This window comes from Mycobacterium lehmannii, from assembly GCF_002245535.1.
GTDB classification, from domain to species: domain Bacteria; phylum Actinomycetota; class Actinomycetes; order Mycobacteriales; family Mycobacteriaceae; genus Mycobacterium; species Mycobacterium lehmannii.
The window spans coordinates 341,421-360,489 of the sequence record NZ_NKCN01000002.1; the positions used below are offsets into that span (position 1 = coordinate 341,421).

Annotated in this window: 17 protein-coding genes, 1 other RNA gene and 1 pseudogene; 15 read left to right on the forward strand and 4 right to left on the reverse strand. The window is 61.5% G+C overall.

The annotated features are described in order from the left end of the window. Nucleotides 1-66 precede the first annotated feature (66 nt). The 7 genes from ssrA to CEX87_RS04140 all read left to right on the forward strand — a co-directional run bounded on the left by ssrA (nt 67) and on the right by CEX87_RS04140 (nt 6,638). Nucleotides 67-436, forward strand: a transfer-messenger RNA (tmRNA) gene (gene ssrA, locus CEX87_RS04110). Nucleotides 437-520: 84 nt separating this feature from the next. Beyond that, a complete protein-coding gene (locus tag CEX87_RS04115) occupies nt 521-1,645 on the forward strand; it encodes a tyrosine-type recombinase/integrase (RefSeq protein WP_094286065.1) in 1,125 nt (374 codons plus the stop codon). 492 nt (nt 1,646-2,137) lie between these two features. Further along, on the forward strand, nt 2,138-2,881 hold the full coding sequence (locus tag CEX87_RS04120) for an SDR family NAD(P)-dependent oxidoreductase (RefSeq protein WP_094286067.1): 744 nt from the start codon (nt 2,138-2,140) through the stop codon (nt 2,879-2,881). Between the two features lie 217 nt (nt 2,882-3,098). After that, nucleotides 3,099-4,439, forward strand: coding sequence for an aromatic ring-hydroxylating dioxygenase subunit alpha (locus tag CEX87_RS04125; protein WP_233151265.1), 1,341 nt, complete (start codon nt 3,099-3,101; stop codon nt 4,437-4,439). Further along, nucleotides 4,436-4,948, forward strand: coding sequence for a 3-methyl-2-oxobutanoate hydroxymethyltransferase (locus tag CEX87_RS04130; RefSeq protein ID WP_094286071.1), 513 nt, complete (start codon nt 4,436-4,438; stop codon nt 4,946-4,948). The genes CEX87_RS04125 and CEX87_RS04130 overlap by 4 nt, the downstream gene beginning before the upstream one ends. Nucleotides 4,949-4,959: 11 nt before the next feature. Then, on the forward strand, nt 4,960-5,775 hold the full coding sequence (locus tag CEX87_RS04135; RefSeq protein ID WP_094286073.1) for a 3-methyl-2-oxobutanoate hydroxymethyltransferase: 816 nt from the start codon (nt 4,960-4,962) through the stop codon (nt 5,773-5,775). Next, entirely contained in the window at nt 5,772-6,638 is an 867-nt protein-coding gene (locus tag CEX87_RS04140) for an alpha/beta fold hydrolase (protein WP_233151266.1), read from the forward strand. Before CEX87_RS04135 ends, CEX87_RS04140 begins: the two co-directional genes overlap by 4 nt. Here the strand turns inward: CEX87_RS04140 and CEX87_RS04145 are convergent. Then, nucleotides 6,624-7,370, reverse strand: a complete 747-nt coding sequence (locus tag CEX87_RS04145) for a FadR/GntR family transcriptional regulator (protein ID WP_094286077.1) — start codon at nt 7,368-7,370, stop codon at nt 6,624-6,626. The genes CEX87_RS04140 and CEX87_RS04145 overlap by 15 nt on opposite strands. 469 nt (nt 7,371-7,839) lie before the next feature. Between CEX87_RS04145 and CEX87_RS04150 the strand changes: the two genes are divergently transcribed. Both CEX87_RS04150 and CEX87_RS04155 read left to right on the forward strand, forming a co-directional pair. Continuing rightward, nucleotides 7,840-8,163, forward strand: coding sequence for a 2Fe-2S iron-sulfur cluster-binding protein (locus CEX87_RS04150; protein WP_094286079.1), 324 nt, complete (start codon nt 7,840-7,842; stop codon nt 8,161-8,163). A 2-nt stretch (nt 8,164-8,165) separates the two neighbouring features. Beyond that, nucleotides 8,166-9,422, forward strand: coding sequence for an NAD(P)/FAD-dependent oxidoreductase (locus CEX87_RS04155; RefSeq protein WP_094286081.1), 1,257 nt, complete (start codon nt 8,166-8,168; stop codon nt 9,420-9,422). Here CEX87_RS04155 and CEX87_RS04160 read toward each other — a convergent pair. Continuing rightward, entirely contained in the window at nt 9,415-10,338 is a 924-nt protein-coding gene (locus CEX87_RS04160; protein WP_094286083.1) for a substrate-binding domain-containing protein, read from the reverse strand. The genes CEX87_RS04155 and CEX87_RS04160 overlap by 8 nt on opposite strands. A gap of 436 nt (nt 10,339-10,774) precedes the next feature. On the opposite strand from CEX87_RS04160, the gene CEX87_RS04165 reads away from it, so the two are divergent. The 6 genes and pseudogenes from CEX87_RS04165 to CEX87_RS04190 all read left to right on the forward strand — a co-directional run bounded on the left by CEX87_RS04165 (nt 10,775) and on the right by CEX87_RS04190 (nt 17,211). After that, nucleotides 10,775-11,839 (forward strand): zinc-dependent alcohol dehydrogenase, encoded by a 1,065-nt coding sequence (locus CEX87_RS04165; protein ID WP_233151267.1) that lies wholly within the window; start codon nt 10,775-10,777, stop codon nt 11,837-11,839. A 2-nt stretch (nt 11,840-11,841) separates the two neighbouring features. Beyond that, entirely contained in the window at nt 11,842-12,534 is a 693-nt protein-coding gene (locus tag CEX87_RS04170; protein ID WP_094286087.1) for a 4-carboxy-4-hydroxy-2-oxoadipate aldolase/oxaloacetate decarboxylase, read from the forward strand. Beyond that, a complete protein-coding gene (locus CEX87_RS04175; RefSeq protein WP_094286089.1) occupies nt 12,531-13,589 on the forward strand; it encodes an amidohydrolase family protein in 1,059 nt (352 codons plus the stop codon). The genes CEX87_RS04170 and CEX87_RS04175 overlap by 4 nt, the downstream gene beginning before the upstream one ends. 71 nt (nt 13,590-13,660) lie before the next feature. After that, the gene (locus CEX87_RS04180) at nt 13,661-14,872 is read left to right on the forward strand and encodes a cytochrome P450 (RefSeq protein ID WP_094286091.1); all 1,212 of its coding nucleotides are present in this window, start codon (nt 13,661-13,663) and stop codon (nt 14,870-14,872) included. Continuing rightward, nucleotides 14,869-16,320, forward strand: coding sequence for an aldehyde dehydrogenase family protein (locus CEX87_RS04185; protein WP_094286093.1), 1,452 nt, complete (start codon nt 14,869-14,871; stop codon nt 16,318-16,320). Before CEX87_RS04180 ends, CEX87_RS04185 begins: the two co-directional genes overlap by 4 nt. 88 nt (nt 16,321-16,408) lie before the next feature. Continuing rightward, nucleotides 16,409-17,211, forward strand: a pseudogene (locus CEX87_RS04190) (2-keto-4-pentenoate hydratase). Nucleotides 17,212-17,497: 286 nt separating this feature from the next. On the opposite strand, the gene CEX87_RS04195 reads toward CEX87_RS04190, so the two are convergent. Next, nucleotides 17,498-18,001, reverse strand: a complete 504-nt coding sequence (locus CEX87_RS04195; protein ID WP_094286095.1) for a hypothetical protein — start codon at nt 17,999-18,001, stop codon at nt 17,498-17,500. Then, complete coding sequence (locus tag CEX87_RS04200) at nt 18,001-18,801, reverse strand: IclR family transcriptional regulator (RefSeq protein ID WP_094286097.1); 801 nt, start codon at nt 18,799-18,801, stop codon at nt 18,001-18,003. The genes CEX87_RS04195 and CEX87_RS04200 overlap by 1 nt, the downstream gene beginning before the upstream one ends. Between the last annotated feature and the right edge of the window lie 268 nt (nt 18,802-19,069).

Sequence of the window (19,069 nt, forward strand, 5' to 3'; positions counted from 1 at the left end):
TTGTAGGTCGCGTACCATGGAATGTCCTGCCGTAGATCGGCGGGCGCGTTGTTAGACAACTACACAGGGGCTGAACGGTTTCGACTTCGAGTGTCGAATCAAGGGAAGCGTGCCGGTGCAGGCAAGAGACCACCGTTAAGCGTCGTTGCAACCAATTAAGCGCCGATTCCAATCAGCGCGACTACGCTCTCGCTGCCTAAGCGACAGCTAGTCTGTCAGCCCGGGAGAGCCCTCGACCCGGTGCCTGGCATCAGCTAGAGGGATAAACCGGTGAGTTCGGTCGCGGGACTCATCGGGACATCAAACAGCGACTGGGATCGTCATCCTGACTTGTTCGCGTGATCAGGAGATCCGAGTAGAGGCATAGCGAACTGCGCACGGAGAAGCCTTGAGGGAACGCCGTAGGACCCGGGTTCGATTCCCGGCAGCTCCACCAAGAAGATGCAGGTCAGGACCACAGATCCTGACCTGTTTTCTTTTCCCATCAACATCTCATCAACATCGGTGGCATTCTGACTCCATGGCCTCGCTGCGGAAGATGACGCGAAAAGACGGCACCAGCTATGTACAGGTGCTGTATCGCCTGGATGGCAAGCAGACCTCGACCTCCTTCGAAGACCTTCAGTCGGCCGCCAAGTTCAAGAATCTGGCCGACCGGTTTGGACCTGCCAAGGCACTTGAGGTCATCGGAGCCGATCCCGACATGACGGCCATGACGGTCGGGGAGTGGCTTGAACATCACATCGAGCACTTGACCGGTGTGCGTAAGTCCACGCTGTACGACTACCGCTCGTATGCCCAGAAAGACATCGGCCCGGCGCTTGGCGACCTCGCGCTGACGGCGCTCTCGCGCGACGACGTCTCCAAGTGGATGCAGGCCCTTGTCGATAACGGCGCGTCGGGCAAGACCATTGCCAACAAACACGGGTTCTTGTCTTCGGCGCTCAATGCCGCGGTGCGAGCCGGACGGATTCCCAGCAATCCTGCGGCAGGGCACCGGCTGCCCACTTCAGAGCGCAAGGAGATGGTCTGCCTATCCGGCGACGACGTCGCCCGACTCCTGAATTCGGTGACTGAGTACTGGCGGCCGCTCATAGAGTTCCTCGTTGCCAGCGGATGTCGTTGGGGTGAGGCGACAGCACTCAAGCCGACGGACGTCAACAGGGACGCCGGCACCGTACGGATCTCGCGGGCGTGGAAGCGCACCTACGATCGCGGCGGTTATGAACTCGGTCCGCCGAAGACCAAAAGGTCGGTGCGAACAATCAACGTCCCCGCCAGCGTTCTCGACAAACTCGATTACTCCGGCGAGTGGCTGTTTACGAATAAGGCAGGCCGACCGGTTCGCCACAATGGGTTTCACGACCGCATCTGGAAACCTGCGGTCGAGCGGGTGTGGCCCTCAGTAAACGCGCATGGCGAGCCGATCGACAAGGCCAAATTGCCGGCCCGGCCACGAATACACGATCTGCGCCATACGTGTGCGAGTTGGATGGTGATTGCCGGCGTGCCGTTGCCCGTAGTGCAAGCGCATATGGGACACGAGTCGATTAGCACGACAATCGGTCTCTACTCACACATTGATCGGCGGTCGATGCTGGCGGCCGCCGATGCAATCAACTCGACGCTAAATGGCGCGACATAGCTCGATTCACCTCCGCGATGCGTGAGACAACTACCTCGACCCTTCTCAGTACTCGACCGCTAGAGGCCCCGGGGTGAGCCGGGGCCTCCGGCGATCGTCGCAGCAGTTGGCCAGGTACGCGTCCACTGCTATGGTACAGAGCATGGCTCTGCTTAGCAGAAACAGCTGGCCAGATGCTGGCATCCTCATGTTGCTACGAGACGAAATCGAGATCTCCGAGCGGGAGCGGGTCGACGAGTCCGCGCGCAGCTGTCCGGTTGCAGCGCTTCGCACTCGAGCAGATCTCCGCGACCGATCACTAGTACGTCTCGAAAACACCGCGGAGACAAAAAGACTGATTAAGTATGCGATCTGCGCGCAGCAGGGCAAGAATGGTGATGAACTCAGGGCGCTGCTCGCAGGTGAGGTTGCCTCTGTAACGGACGCTACGCATTTAGACCGGCGGACTCCCTGATGCCGACCCCTCCCGTCGTTCGCCTGTGATCCGCTGCCGTGGCTGACCGAGACCCGTTCGACATCGCCGGCAACGTCATCGTGGTAACCGGGGGCGCCAGTGGCATAGGTGATGAAGTGGTTGCAGATCTCGTGCGGGCTGGCGCCGACGTAGTGGTTGCCGACCTCGCGCCACCGCCCGGTCGGCCGGCGGTGATCTATCACCGTGTGGACGTCACCGACGAAGACGCGCTTGCAGACCTCGTCAAACACACCGTGGAGCGCTTCGGCCAGATAGACGGCTTGGTCAATTGCGCTGCGATGTATAAAGCGCTCGGCGCCAAGAAGTCCTTGGAAGAATTGACCATCCAAGAATGGGACGACGTCCTACGCATCAATGTGCGGGGTACGTGGCAAGCGATGAAAGCCATTCTGCCGGCGGTGCCAGCGCGGGGCGGTCGCGTTGTGAACGTCTCCTCGACGACCGCGCGGACGGGAACGCTCGGTTTTCCGCACTACATCGCCTCCAAGGCTGCAGTCGAGGGCCTCACCCGCGCTGCGGCCCGAGAGCTGGGCGCGCGTGGAATCACCGTCAACGCAGTCGCCCCAGGGCTCGTGGACGACGAGGCCACAAACGAACTCAACGATCCCAACTACGTCGCGCAGGCGGTCAACCGCCGGTCAATCAAGCGGACGCTTTTCCCCGCGGATGTCGCGTCCGTGGTGCGATTTTTATGCAGCGGCGGCAGCGCGTTCATCACCGGTCAAGTCCTGATCGTCGATGGCGGCGGAGTATTTGTCTGAGTCTCGACCTACCGTGACGTCTGACAAAGTGAGACGCCGTCGATAATCGCCTCCACGGTGCAAGTCTGCGCTCACCCATACCGCTGACGGCAGAGTCCGGTCCCGGCGTCTTTGACGGGCCGTCCAATATCGGCGCGGGTCTTCGACCAACGCCCAGGACTTCGAGCGCGGCGGCTGGTTGGTCCTGAATACCTAATGGTATTACTATTAGCGCGATGTGATCGGGCGTGAACGGCCGATGGTGAGAGACAGAGAAGTAACTGAGGTAAAGGTGCTACGCGGAGAGATCAACGAGCTTTTGACCAGGACCGGGCCGGGGACGCCGATGGGGGAGTTGTTCCGCCAGTATTGGATTCCAGCTTTGCTTGCCGAGGAGCTGCCGCCGGATGATTGCCCGCCGGTACGCATAAAGCTGCTGAATGAGCGCATGATCGCTTTTCGAGACAGTCATGGCAACTTCGGTTTGATCGATGAGTTCTGCGCACACCGTGGCGCATCACTGTGGTTTGGGCGTAACGAAGAGGGCGGTCTGCGGTGCTCCTACCATGGCTGGAAGTACGACGTCACGGGACAAGCCGTCGAGGTGCCGTCCGAGCCTGAGGGGTCGACGTTCTGCGCGCACGTCAAACTGACGTCCTACCCGTTGATCAAGATCGGGGACGTGCTGTGGACCTATATGGGTGACCCCGCGAACCAACCGCCGTTACCGGAATTCGAATTTGCTCTCGTGCCAGCCGAGCAGACCTTCACGTCCAAACGATGGCAGGAATGCAACTGGCTGCAAGCCTTCGAGGGCGGCATCGATTCCAGTCATGTGTCGTTCCTGCACTCCGCGGGGCTAAAGTCGGACCCGCTTTTCAAGGGCAGCAAGGGTAACGAGTACAACATGGCGGACCTCAAGCCGTTCTTCGAGGTCGCGGACTCCGAGGGTGGCTTATTCGTTGGAGCCCGCCGCAACGCAGACGCCGACCATTACTACTGGCGCATCACGCCGTGGGTGATGCCGTGCTTCACAATGGTGCCGCCACGAGGGGATCATCCCGTCCACGGCCACTTCTGGATTCCCATCGACGATGAGAACTGCTGGGCGTATTCGTTCGACTACCACCCTGTAAGACCGCTGACTTCGCGGGAAGTTCAGGCGATGAAGGACGGGCACGGTGTGCACAGTGCGAACATCCCTGGGACGTACCGCCCGCAGGCGAATAAGGACAACGACTATCTGATGGATCGCGCGGCGCAGAAGCGCGGCGACACCTACTCGGGCGTGCGGGGCATCGCAATCCAGGACTCGTCCCTGCAGGAGAGTATGGGGCCGATCGTCGATCGGACCAAGGAACGGTTGGTGTCCGCCGACAGCGGCATCATCAAGGCGCGGCAGAAGTTGAAGCGGGCGGCGGAAGCGTTGCGCGACAAGGGTGCGACACCTCCAGGTGTTGACCCTGAACATCATCGTGTTCGGTCTGCCGCCGTCGTACTCCCGCGTGACGCATCGTTCAGCGAGGCCTGCCGAGAAGATCTCAAGGTGCGCCAAGGCGTGCGGCAGACATCGGTATGACCAGTCCACTCCAGCCGATTTTCGGGAGCATTTGTGCGCGTGCGACATCGGCCGCCGAGATGCGATACCGAATCAACCGTCCGATCGCCGGTCGGAAAGGCGCGCGAGTCATTGCGCTCGACGGCGGTGCACGAGCGATCATCGAGCGGCTTTCACCTCAGCCGTGGGGACATGCACGCTTCCTGTTGGTAGCCGAAGTAACAGGGGATGCGGGGGAGCGGGGTTCGGTTTCGCTGCTCGACCCCGACGGTGCCGTCTCCAGTCTGGCGGAGGAACTCGCCGCCGCAGATGTGGTCGTCATGGTCGCCACCACCGCCGCGGATGCCGCTGCAGCAAGCATCATCGGTGCGGCGAGCACGGTTCGCGCCATCTCGACCGCCGGTGTCGTCGTCGGGAGAGGCGCCGCGGCGAGTCAGACAGTGGCCGTGCTGCGGCCTCACACGCGCGTACTCGTCGTCAGCGCTCACGAAGAAGACGTTTCCGATCTGCTCTCAGCGCTGCGAGCCTGAAAGGATCCGTCGTGGGCACGAACGTGAAACTCACTGACCTGCAGGACATGAAACTGCGAGGACAAAAGATCGTCGGTGTGGTGGCGTGGGACTACCAGATGGCACGGATAGTCGATCGTGCCGGCGTCGACTTGGTGTCGGTTGGTGACACTGTGGGAATCAACCTGTGGGGTCAGCCGAATCCGCTTGAAATCACCATGGATCAGATGGTCGTGGTGTGTCAGGCAGTGCGCCGCGGTGTCCGGCGCGCCTTGCTGTCCTGTGATTTCCCGTTCGGTCCGCTGCAGAACGGGCGAAAGAGTGCTGTGCGGGCGGCAATTCGTCTCGCAAAGGAAGGCGGCGTCGACATGGTGAAGCTAGACGGGGCATGCGAGCATCTAGATGCCGTCACGGCGGTGGCGCGTGCAGGGATTCCCGTGTTTGCTCAGTTCGGGATCACACCGCAGACTTCTCTCAAATACGGTGTGACGTATAGCGCCACACCGAGCGCCAAGGATGCGGTTTCAGACGAACTTCTCGACGAGATGGTTTGTGAGGCTCGTCGTCTCGCTGATGCGGGCGCGGTGCTGCTGAACTTCACGAATTCGGGACCCGTCGTTGGAGCGGCAGTGGCCGAGGCGGTGTCCATCCCGGTGCTCGGTGGATTCGGTGGCGGCCCGTGGCTGGACGGCCGGATCCGGATGGCCACGGCCGCCATCGGTTACAGCGTCGAAGGTCTCGACAGCCCACCAGATACCTATGCCAACGTCGCCCAGATCGCGCTGGACGCCATCACGGCGTATGCAGATGACGTGCGGGCTGCTCGCCAGATCAAGGGAGGTCTTTGACGTTGAGCGTGGCTTCGGCGAGGATCGATGGCATTGAAACGCGTTACTCGGTAGCAGGTTCGGGCCCGCCGCTGCTGATGTTCTCGCCCGGCGGCTTCGCCGCCTCCATGGACGCGTGGGAGAAGCACGGCCTCTATCGTCGAACGCGGATGCTGTCACAGTTGCAGGAGCGGTTCCAATGCATCACGTTCGACAAGCGTGAGGCCGGCGAGTCTGGCGGGCGCGTCGAGCGTGTCTCATGGGCTGATTACGTGAGACAGGGTGTCGGCCTGTTGGACCATCTCCGGCTGGGCCGAGTGCATATCATGGGTGCCTGCATTGGGTGTTCGATCGCGGCGTGCATGGCGAGCGCTCATCGCGGGCGGGTTGGGGGGATGGTGCTGTATTCGCCGGCCGGCGGCGTACGGTACCGGCGAAAGCAGCTCGAACGGTTCCGCGCCCACCTTGCCTACGCCGCGGAGCACGGGCTGGCCGGTGTTGCCGAACTGGCGGCAACGACCGACGGCAACTTCTCCTCAGACGCCAGACTGGGCCCGTGGGTCACCGTGTTGCGCTCCGACCCTGATTTCGCCGCGCAATACCGCGGTCTCAACGGCCTTCATTACCAGATCACTGTCGCGGCGATGGCGGCTCTGTTGTTCGACCGTGACACCGTGCCTGGCCCTGAAGCCGATGACCTACTGGTGTCGGACGTGCCCGCGCTCATCGTGCCGGGTGAAGATGCGTCGCATGCGCCCTCGGCGGCGCGTTATCTACAAGAGTGCCTTCCCATCAACGAGTATTGGGACGTTCCGGTCGCAGCCCAGACCGCCGAAACTGCGCCGGCGCGGGTCATGAGTTTTCTGGGGTCAGTTGCCCTTTGAGACGTGCTTTGCCGTTCGGCCGATATGGGTACGCATCACGGACGTCGCTTTGTCGACATCGCGCTTCTTGATCGCCGCCACAAACTGGCGGTGCTCCCGAATGCCTCGGATACCCATCTCGGGGTGTGACTGCTGGACGTGGCGCATCGAGAGCAGAGTGGGTCCGTGAAAAGATTCAGCCAGCATCGCGATTGCCTTGTTATGGCTGGCCTGGGCGACGCGTGCATGGAACTCCGCTGACAGTTCCATCGGATAAAAACCTTCTTTCAAAGCCGCGTCGCCCCGGTTGCAGATCTCTGTCAGTTCGTCGATGTCCTGTTCAGTCGCACGCTCGCACACGAGCGGGATGATTCCGATCTCGAAAACCTGCCGCGCTTCGGTCACATCTTTGTCGGTGAGGCCCGACAAGCTGAGCAGATCCTCGATGCCTTCACCGATACGCTGGCTCGTTGGCGCCGTCACAAACGCGCCGCCGTGGGCGCCGACCTTGATGCGCACCATGCCGTTCGCCTCGAGGCCGCGCAGTGCTTCGCGCACCGTAACCCGGCTCACCCCGAGCTTGTCGCCAAGTTCACGTTCGGCAGGCAGCCGGTCGCCCGGCCGCAGCTGACCTTCCCGAATCAACACACGTATCTGGTCGACAATCATCGCCGAGGCCCGCCCCGGACTGACCGGGCTGAACATCGAATCAGCCGGCGGTGGGGTCGTCGCGGGACTCTCGGATGCAGGCATGGCCCAATGATAAGGCCAAGATCGCCCGGCAGTGTGCGGCCGTCTGCCACTTGAGCGCTGGCGTGGCGTGGCCGCTTAGAGGTAGACGCCTCCTCGTAACAGTGGCACTAGCTTATCGCCTGTGTCATAACGCAGCGCCCCTCCGGTCGGTATGTCCAGGGCACGTACCTGCGCGGGCATCATCTGTTCCACAATCATACGAATCGTTCGCAGTTGATTCCCATGTGCCACAACCAATGTGACTGGCTGGTTCGCCAATCGACTGCTATCGCGGAATTCCAATAGGGCAGAACCCGTGTCATCAGTCGATCCGCCGCGAGCAGCGGCGGAAATCCCTGTGGCAGCTTGCCACGATTGCATGCGATTCACAGCCGTTCGCGTCGATGCGCATCCTTTCCGTCCCGTACCCCGTAGGTTGTTAACCGCAAGGTATTATGGTCAGTCCTTAATCTTTTGACTGGAGTACGACATGCCGAAGGTTGTGTTCATCGCTGTGGACGGAGTGCAGCGCGTGGTGGATGCGCATCCCGGCGAGTCGGTCATGGCCGCCGCCGTACGCAGCGGCGTCGCCGGCATCGTCGGCGAGTGTGGCGGAAACTGCAGCTGTGCCACCTGCCACATCTATGTCGACGAAGAGTTCGCTGTGTACCTCGGTGGGCCTGAGGAAATGGAAGAGGACGTGCTCGAACTCGGTGCTGCCGCCGAGCGGCGTGAGTCCAGCCGATTGTCTTGTCAGATCACGATGATCGAGTCGCTCGACGGCCTGATCGTTCACATCCCTGAGGAGCAGTGAGGGTGAGCGCAGGGACGTTGATCGTCGGTGCCAGTCAAGCAGGAATGCAACTGGCCCTTTCGCTTCGTGAAGCAGGAGAAGGCGCACCAATAACACTAGTGGGCGAGGAGCTGCACGCGCCGTACCAACGGCCCCCATTGTCGAAGTCCTACTTGCAAGGCGGCATCGGCTTCGACCAGCTACTACTCCGTGCCCCGACGTATTTGGCCGACCAGGACATTTCGGTACTCACGGGTGAGCTTGTCAATTGGCTTGAACTCGAGGGCGAGGGGCCGTCAGGAGTCGCGCTCACGGCGTCAGGAGAAACGCTGTGGTTCGACAAGTTGGCGTTGACTGTTGGCGCCAGTCCGCGACGACTGGCAGTGCCGGGCGCCGATCTCGAGGGGGTGATCTATCTCCGGACAGCGAATGACGCCGCGAAGCTGCGCCAGCTCCAGGGCGAAGCAGAATCCGTCGTCGTGGTCGGCGGCGGGTTCATCGGACTCGAAGCCGCGGCGGTTGCGCGTGCCCAAGGTAAAACGGTGACTGTTGTTGAGGCCGCCGATCGGTTGATGGGGCGAGCCGTGGCACCCGTGGTCTCCGGCTTCTACCTCGATGCGCACGCGCGCCGCGGTGTCACCATACGTCTGAACGCGGAAGTAGTGTCGCTGACCGGGCGGGATGCCCGCGTGCAATCGGTGGAATTGTCAGACGGCAGTAGCCTTCCCGCAGATCTTGTAATTATCGGTATCGGAGTCGTGCCACGGACCGAACTCGCGGACCAACTAAATCTCGTTTGTGACGGTGGCATTGTTGTCGACCGCTTCGCACGTACCAGCAATCCGAACGTCGTAGCGGCGGGTGATTGCACTGTTCAACCCGATTGGCGTACCGGCAGCGGCCAAGTGCGCTTGGAGTCGGTTCAAAACGCCATAATTCAGGCCAAAGCGGCTGCCGCGACATTGGCGGGCGGGGTGGAGTCAGACCTGCCGGTGCCGCGGTTCTGGTCCGAACAGTTCGATCTCAAGCTTCGCATCGCCGGCCTGTCGAGGGGACACGACTACTACATGGTTCGCGGCGCTCCCGAACGTGAGTCATTCTCCGTGCTCTATTACCACGACGACACATTGATGGCGGTTGACTCCGTCAACGCGCCAGGTGACTACATGGCAGTACAAAAGGCGCTCACCCAAGGATCCACAATCCGGGTCCAGGATGCCCGCGATGTCTCGGTTTCGCTTCGCGAACTGATCCGTCCCGCACCCGCGGAAGCTAGATGAATACGTCCTGGATCTTGATCGGTCGGCTCAAAATGTGTTGCGCCAGTGCGAACTCCAACAATTGCTCCAGCATTGGCCGGTTCACCTCAATACCATAGGGCAGCGGGTCTGCGCCCGTCGTCTTCATCACCTCGGCGTACATCCGATCGGTTGGGCTGGTCACCCGTCCGTCGGAGAGCCGAGCGACATAGCGCTCCTTAGCTTTACTGAATGCTGCGTACACTGCAGCCGCAGCGTCCGGGTAGTGCTGCAGCACCTCGTCCTTTAGGACGATGAGGTGGTTGATGGGGTAGAACGAACGATCACGCAAGGCGCTGATTGCGGCACCGTGGGGGTCGGCGATCAACGGCGCGACATCAGGATGGTCGACGTCGACGCCGATGACCGCATCGATTTCGCCTGCGATCAGCATATCGGCCAGGTCTGCGCCGGGGCCGGCGGAGACCACGTTGGGCGGAGGGACGTACGACTCCACGTGTTCGTCGCCGGAAAGCAGCCAAGTCACTCGGTCGAGGTCGACGTCGTGCTCCGAGGCGAGAATGCCGCGCGCCCACACACCGGTGGTGACGGTATACCCGCGGTTGACGCCAACCCGCCGGCCTTCGAGGTCTTTCGGGTGTCGGATCGTCGAGTGCCGGTTGTACAGGATGGCCCCGTGGTGAAATCCCCGCACGAGAAAGACTGGTAAGGCGGTGAAGGCGACACCGTGTTCACGTGCGGTCAGGTAGGTGGTTAGCGCCATCTCGCTGACGTCGAACTCGAGGTGACGAACCATTCGGCGGAACCCGTTGACCAACAAGGGTATTTCCTCGAACTTCAGTTGAAATCCTGCAGGAGCTACCGTGCCGTCCTTGACGGCTTGGTTGGCTCCTTGAGAGCGCGTCAGGGTGGTCAGCACGCGGCGGTTTTCGGGCATCAGTCTCCGGGCTCTGGCGGCTTGGTGCATGTTGGTAAATTGGCATGACCATTGTGTCACTGTCGCTCCGGGCCGTGGCACGTCATGCCATCATTCGGAATCATGACCGCGGCACAACAGGCAATGTGCGGATCGCCCTGTGGCGAGCGCGGCCGTCTTAGACTTAGGCCACGGCTTTGAGCACATCGCGCTGATGCTGAGAGCAGCGTATCCGGATCGTGTCGCGGAGTGTGTTGCCCAACGATCATTCCCGAGGGTCGAAGGTCAGGCGGCGATGTCAACGCCTTGGAAAAGGGCAGTTACCGGCAATGGCGGCCGATGATGCAGATGGTAAATTGGCATGACCATCGTGCCATAAGGTGATTGCGAGGATGAGTTGGTCGAGCGCGTTCTGGCTGCTGTACGTACGGCGCCGAACACCACTGAGTTGCGGGACTTGCCCCTGCCGGAACTGTCCGATGATTCCGCGCTGCTGAAGGTGGAGGTCGCCGGGATATGCGGCACAGATGTCAAGATGTATTCCCAACCGCCGTTCGACGAGCCGGTGATCATGGGCCACGAGAACGTCGGCATCATCGCCGCGGCGGGAAAGAAGTTCACGCGGTTGCACGGTGTGGGGGAAGGCGACCGAATCTTCGTCGAGCATTACGTTGGTTGCTATCAGTGCGAATGGTGCCGGATCGGCGAGTACCGCCACTGCGAGGCAACCGACTGGCGAACGAACGCCGATGCGCGCAGGTACGGCTACACCTCAGCCAACAACGCCGGAACGCTGTGGGGTGGCTTCTCCGAATACATGTACTTGCCGTGGAATGCCGTGGTACACAAGGTGCCCGACAGTGTCGATGCTGAACTGGCCGGTCTCGTTACTCCCTTGTCGAACGGCATCGAGTGGGCACTGATCGCCGCAGGTGTCGGTTACGCCGACACTGTCCTGATTCAAGGACCGGGCCAGCAGGGACTGTCGCAAGTCGTGGCTTGCAAGCAAGCCGGCGCGTCCCAAATAATCGTTACGGGCGCTTCGCGGGACCAGGCTCGCCTGGACCTCGCGCTGGAACTCGGTGCAGACGAGGTCATCGACATCGACGCCGAAGCTCCCCACGACCGGATAATGGACCTGACCAACGGGCGCGGCGTCGACTTCGTACTCGACTGCACCTCGCGGGCTGGTGTGGGACCGGTGTTACTCGGCATCGACGCCTTGAAACGCCGTGAGGGCACATTGCTCATCCAGGGGGAACTCGCTGCGTTCCCCGATTTTCCGGTGAAGAAGCTCACGGAGAAGGCCATCACGATCAGAAGCGCACGCGGCCATAGTTACCGTGCGTGTGAGCTCGCACTCGAACAGCTTGCTTCGCACAGGTTTCCGCTGGAGCGGCTGTCCACGCACAAGTTCGCGCTCGATCAGGTCGACAGGGCTATCCGAGCGCTGGCTGGTGAGACAGAGGACGCCGACGTGATCCACATTTCGCTGATGCCTTGGCTGGGAAAGGAGTCCTGACGGTGTCCGTGGTCGTTCGCAATCCGCCTCGCGCCCATCCCGCGGTGCGGGACGAACTCGCCCAGTTCGGAGTTGCGACCATTCATGAAGCACAGGGCCGCACCGGGCTGCTCGCTGCGTACATGAGGCCGATCTACACCGGTGCACGGGTCTGCGGATCCGCGGTGACTGTCAGTGTGCCGTCAGATGACAACTGGATGATCCATGTGGCGGTGGAGCAGTGTCAGGCAGGCGATGTCCTGGTGGTCGCTCCCGAAGAGCCCTCGGAGTACGGGTATTTCGGTGAATTGCTGGCCACGGCACTCGCGGCCCGGGGTGTCGGTGGTCTGATGATCGACGCCGGATGCCGGGACGTCAATGAACTCGCCGCCATGAAGTTCCCGGTCTGGTCAAAATGTGTCTCAGCACAGGGCACGGTTAAGAAACGCCTTGGTTCGGTCAATATTGGGATCACTTGCGCCGGCGCCTGGGTGGAACCGGGTGACGTCGTTGTCGGCGACGACGACGGTGTCGTCGTCGTCCCCCGCACGGAGGCCGCTGCCGTCGCAGCGGCCTCCAAGCTGCGCGAGACCAGGGAAGCCGCGAACCGGAAGCGTTACATGCGTGGTGAACTCAGCCTCGACGTCAACAACATGCGCGGCGACCTTGCCCGCGCGGGGTTACGCTATGTCGACTACGAGGACGCCGTGCGGTGATCATTGACATCCACGGTCACTACACCACGGCACCGCCGGCGCATCAGGCGTTTCGTGACCAACAGCTCGCGGCCTTGGAAGATCCCAGCGTGCCCGCGCCGGCAGCGGTGAGGATCGGTGACGACGAGCTCCGAGAGAGCGTCGAGAACAATCAGCTGCGCGTGCTTCGCGGGCGAGGTGGTGATCTGATGCTGTTCTCGCCGAAAGCGTCCGGGATGGAGCACCATATAGCCGACCAGGCCACCGCCACCTCTTGGGCCCGTGCGTCCAACGACCTGGTCCACCGTGTGGCGCAACTTTATCCCGACGCTTTCGCGCCAGTGGCTCAGTTGCCGCAGACGCCTTGTGGAGACCTGCGTGCGGTGGTCGACGAGCTACGACGTTGCGTGGATGAACTCGGTTTCGTCGGGTGCAACGTCAACCCGGACCCGACGGCCGGGTACTGGACCACGCCCCCGATGACGGACGAATACTGGTACCCGCTGTACGAGGCCATGATCGAGTTGGAAGTGCCTGCGATGGTGCATGTTTCGACCTCGTGTAATCCAAACTTCCACACGCTCGGCGCGCACTACCTCAACGCTGACACGAGCGTTTTCATGCAGTTCGTGCAGTCTGACTTGTTCCAGCGATTTCCGAAGCTGACCTTTGTGATCCCGCACGGAGGTGGCGCCGTCCCGTACCACTGGGGCCGTTACCGCGGCTTGGCGGCTCGGCTGGGCAGACCAGACCCAAGCGAACTCCTGGAAAATGTGTACTTCGACACTTGCGTCTATCACCAGGCTGGAATCGATCTGCTGCACCGGGTGATCGGTCCGGCGAACCTGCTCTTCGCGTCCGAAATGCTCGGCGCGGTTCGCGGAGATGACCCGGACACCGGAGTCGCATGGGACGACACGCTCGTCTACATCAACGAACTCGATTTGAGTGAGAGAGAACACCACGCAGTGGTGGAGGGTAACGCGCGCAGGGTGTATCCCCGGCTGGACCGGCATTTGGCCAGTAAAGATCTCGCCGGCACCGGATCCGCCGTAGCCGACGTCCGCTTCGGATGAGGGGACGGGCGACACGGAAAGGTCTCGCTCGGAGCGGGGCGCAACCAACAAACAGAAGGAGCCGAGAGTCGGTGAGCACGATCCCAGAGCTCGACGTCGATATCTTCTCCGACGAGGTGTTGCGTGATCCGTTTCCCACCTACGCGCGCATGCGTGAGCTAGGGCCGGTCGTCCGTCTGACCGCTAATGGCGTGCTCGCGGTGGCGCGGTATGCCGAAGTGCGGGCAGTCCTCATGGACCACACGCGATTCATATCCGGCAAAGGTGTCGGCTTCAACAATCAATTCAACGAGGTCCGTAGACACAGCGTCATCGCGTCCGACCCGCCACGCCACGAGATGCTACGCGGTGTTCTCCACGATCGTTTGGGGCCTCGTTCAATTCGCAGTGTGGAGCAGATCATTCGGCCCAGAGCTCAATCGCTTGTCGACGAGATGACCAGAAGAGGGTCCTTTGATGCGGTGACCGACTTCAGTCAGGTCTTTCCCGTAGAGGTCGTCGGAGAGCTGATCGGCCTCCCCGTTGATGCTCGCTCGGAGTTGCTGCGCTGGGCCAGCGGTGCGTTCAACGCCTTTGGCCCGCCGGGTGATCGCACCTCGGCAGGCCTGGCCGACATCGCCGAGCAGTTCGAGTACATCCGCAACGTCGCAACGAGGGACCAACTGGCCCCGGGCAGCATGGGTGCCGCGGTATACGAAGCGGCCGACGCTGGGGTCATCCCCGAGGAGTACTGCCTGCACCTACTTTCGGCGTACCTTACGGCGGGGATGGACACGACCGTCAATGCGCTTGGGGCGATGGTGTGGCTGCTCGGGACGCATCCTGAGCAGTGGCACGAACTCCGCGGGTTACCCCACCGGGTCAACGCCGTCGTGAATGAGGTGTTGAGGATCGAAGCACCTGCGCAGCTCTTCTCCCGTGTCGCAGCGGTGGACGCCGAGGTAAGCGGAATTGAGATCGCCGCGGGTGAGCGGGTTGCTGTCATCTATGGAAGCGGCAATCGCGATGACCGCCAGTATCCCGAGCCAGACAAATTCGACATTCACCGAAACGCCGCGGGTCATCTGACCTTTGGAACCGGTCTTCATGCCTGCGCGGGTCAGGTGTTGGCCCGGATCGAGCTCCAGGCGGTATTAGAATCGATGATCGAGCGCGTCGAGACGATCACGATTGGCGAGCCCATCCGCAAGCTCAACAACGTGTTGCGTGGATTCCTTAGTGTCCCTGCGATTTTCACGCCCGCTGCGGTCAAGAATCCAGTACTTTCCGGAGAATCGGCGTGATCGGCAGTCGCCACAGCCATATCTATGTCGATGGTGTCTGGCGGGAGTCCGATTCCGATGCCTTCATCGACCTCACCGATCCGGCCACCGAGGACTGGGTCGGGAGCGTTCCAGACGGGAGCCCCGCCGATGTGGCGTCAGCGGCGATGGCGGCGCACGCCGCGCTGCGGGAGTGGGCCGAAGCGCCATCCAAAGATCGTGCAGCCCTGATCGCCGCGCTGGCCGACCGTTTCAATGAACGACGGGAGGAGATCGCGCACCTCGTGACGGCCCAGAATGGAGCCGTAATCTCGAGGTCACGTCGTACCAATGGCACTCGTCCCATAGCTCTCTACCGTCACTATGCCGAGGAAGCCGAATCGTTCGAGCCCGAAGTTGCCAGTGCCGACGGGAAGAACATCGTCAGGCGTGAACCGGTGGGCGTCGTCGGGATCATCATCCCGTGGAATGCTCCCCAGTCACTATTAGCCCACAGGCTGGCTCCGGCTCTCGCCGCAGGGTGCACAGTCGTCGTGAAACCTGCGCAGGAAACACCTTTGGACTCATTGCTCATCGGAGAGCTCGCTGCGGCAGTCGGATTCCCTCCCGGTGTGATCAACGTCGTCACCGGTGGCCGCACGACAGGGTCCGCGGTGGTTGACGATCCGAACATAGACATGGTGTCCTTCACGGGTTCCACGGATGCCGGTCGCGTAATCGCCTCGCGTGCAGGGCATTTGTTGAAGCCGGTCGTAGCGGAGCTGGGTGGGAAGTCGGCGGCCGTGTTGCTCGACGATGCGGACCTCGAGCTCTTCTCCGACAACTTGGTCACCACCTGCTTGCCGAATACGGGGCAGGTCTGCTACTCGTGCACGCGTGTCATCGCGCCTCGCGCACGCTTCAGCGATGTACTCGAGGTCGTCACATCATGCTTGGCCAGTGCTCAGGTGGGTGACCCGCTGGATCCAGGGACAGTCTTTGGTCCGCTTGTCAGCACGGCGCAGCGTGCACGTGTCGAGGACTACATCGACTCGGCTCGTGCCGAAGGAGCTCGGGTGATCCTCGGGGGTGGCCGTCCGTCCATTGCGACCGGCTTCTACGTCGAGCCCACGGTGATCGTCGACGTGGACCGTACGATGCGCGTGTTCCGCGAAGAGATATTCGGGCCCGTGCTGGTCATGGTTCCTCATGACGGAGATGAGGACGCGACACGAATGGCCAATGATTCGTCATTTGGGCTTGGCGGTGCGGTGTTCAGTCGTGACGTTGAGCGTGCGACGGCGGTGGCGCGCAATATGCATACCGGGCGCATCTCGATTAACGCGCGGAGCCACGGTGTCTCCGACCCGGCCGAGGGATACAAAGACAGCGGAGTCGGCGGCTCGCTCGATATCTCCTCCCATCTTCGACTCAAGTCCATTGCCGGGGTGGCCGACGTCGACCGGCATGCGAAAAGCGCTCGGCAGTAAGGAGGGCTTGCCTGGCAACACTTGCGCGAACCCCATCAACCCTGTCCATAACGTCGATGACGTTGCCGCCAAAAAGGGAAGGTCACATATGACAACCACAGTTCGCGATATCAGCATCATCCGCGCTGCCGTCGACCGTATCCAAACCGCTTTCGTGACAGGGCAACCAGCATTACCGGTGCGCACGCTGATCGGCGCGGAGGACATCGATTCGGCGTATGCGGTTCAGCAGGAGTTCAACGCTCGCCGGGTGGCGGCGGGAGGAGTGGTAATCGGTCGAAAGATCGGCCTGACTGCTCCTTCAGTACAGCAACAACTCGGCGTCGACCAACCGGATTTCGGTGTCCTATTTGCGGACATGGACGCATCCGGCGACACGCTCGTTCCCTATCGAAAATGTTGCAGCCCAAGGTCGAAGCCGAAGTCGCCTTCGTACTCGCGGAAGATATCGACAGAGATGTGTCAAGCGAAGATCAAATTCGAGGATCGATTCGCTACGCCGTTGCGGCACTGGAGATCGTGGACAGCCGCATAGCGAATTGGGACCTGAGTATCGCTGACACCGTGGCGGACAACGCCTCCAGCGGGCTGTTCGTTCTGGGGGAGAACCGGCTGGAAATCGACGAATTCGAGCCCCGGGACGTCGTCATGCGAATGTCGGCCGATGGCGTTCCGGTATCAGCGGGCTCTGGGGCGGCCTGTCTGGGTGACCCGATCCTTGCATTGATGTGGTTGGCCAGGACAGCTGCTGCGTACGGGCAGCCACTTCGCGCTGGCCAGATCGTTCTTTCGGGAGCGCTTGGACCCATGGCCGCGGTCAGGCCCGGCGTTCATGTCGAAGCGGAGATCGAGCCTCTGGGAACGGTTTCCGCCACGTTCTCAGAGGCATGATGGCACTGACGAAAGTCGCCATCATCGGTTCGCGGAAAATGGCACCGACCTAATGCAGAACATCATGCGCATTACCGCGGTACGGGACGTCGCCGGGATCGTGAGCATCGATCCCGCTCGCAGGCGTCGCAAGGGGACAGGTCAGTGTTCCAATAACCCGTGAGGGCCTACAGCGCCTGATTGCGATGTCTCATTTCAACGAGATCGACATCGTGCTATGGAGAAGCGAGGTTTGATCGTGCGCCTCGGCGTCGGTGGTCGTCTACCGCGTTCGTCGCTGTAGCGCCTATTCGTCGAACCCTTCATCTGGGATCGCAAACACCGCCCGTGCGTTTTCGTTGAGATTGGCGAATCCATCGATAGTCACCTGCTTCACACGCATCTCGTTGTCAGCTATGTGAATCAGCCACGTGCGAAAGGCAGACCCGGTGAATTCTTCGCTGACTAACGAGGGTGCTTTCCAGCGTCGAAAGTAGAACTCAAGATGGGTCGTCAGCTCGACCACACCTTCCTTCGCCGGGATGTAGGAAAGTACGTGGCGCAGTTCCAGGCGTTCGTCGAAGATCCCGGCCCGTTGGTCAAGGTACGTCTGCAGACCATCGCGGCCTTTCCACTGGTAACCACCACGAAAGCCGATCTGAAAGTCGTCGGTGAGGACCGCCGCGAACATCGGTTCGGCATTCCGCTGCTTCTCCATGCTTAGGAATGCGTCGACGGTGGCAATGAAGCCAGGCAAATCTGGGGCGCCGCTGGGCATTTCACTGTCGGCTTCCACTTCTTTGGATGTCATCAGCCGAGATTGCGGGCTAGCTCGGCGGCGGCGTCTGTGAGGGCAGTGCGAGCTTTGCGGATATCCGAGGGCCGGAATCGATAACTGGGCGCTGACGCATTGAGTGCCAGCCTCATCTGGGAACCTCCTACGGGTACGGCCACGGCAACAGATGCGACGCCTTCCTCACTTTCCTGGTTGCTGGTCGCAAACCCACTTTTCCTGATCTCTGCCAATTGAGCGCGCAGTTCGGTGAGGGTACGCACGGAATGCTCGGTGAGTGGCTCCAAATGTGGGTCGGGATACAACTGGTCAAGCTCGTCATCGGATAGTCCGGCGAGTAGGACCTTACCTGTCGACGTGCAGTGTGCAGGACGTGTAGTACCCAAACGCGATATCACTCGAACAGCAGAAGGGCTTTCGAGTGCCGCGATGAAGCGAACGAGCCTGCCGTCCAACGTTCCTACGTGCACGGTTTCTTGCAACGTGTCTGCGAGGTGGCGCAGAATCGGCGCGGCGGTGCGTGGTATGTCCATCCTGGAGTGGACAGCGAACGCCACGTTTGTCAAGGACGGTCCGGGCTGGTATGCCCTGCTGATCGGATCTTGGCGGACAAACCCGCGGTACTGAAGCATCGATAACAGGCGATGCGCGGTCGACGAAGCGACGTGCAGGTACTCGCTGGCGTCAGTGAGCCGGATCTCAGAGCGGTCTCCTAGGAGGAGGATTAGGCGAAGAGCGTTATCGACAGACTCGATCGGATATTGCGGGAGCTTTCCGGTGCTGTCGTGCTGCATGCCCGCGACTGGAGGTTTCTGCATGACAGAGACCTTACCGCGGTGAAAGCCGAATGCAGCTCGAAGAATCGCGACGCTCGGGCGTCGGCGGCGAAATGTCGCCTCCCGCACAACACCTGGCACCGCCGTCGGCCCGGGCGGTCCGCAGACTTGCTTCCCACGCGGCGTCGTCGATGACCAGTCCAATCCGGGGGTAGCGCAGGATCTCCAACGACATCTGCTCGGCCAGTACCGTTGGCAGCTGCTGGCATCCCACGCTTGCGCGTCGGTACCGGGCCGCAGTCGTTTTCGT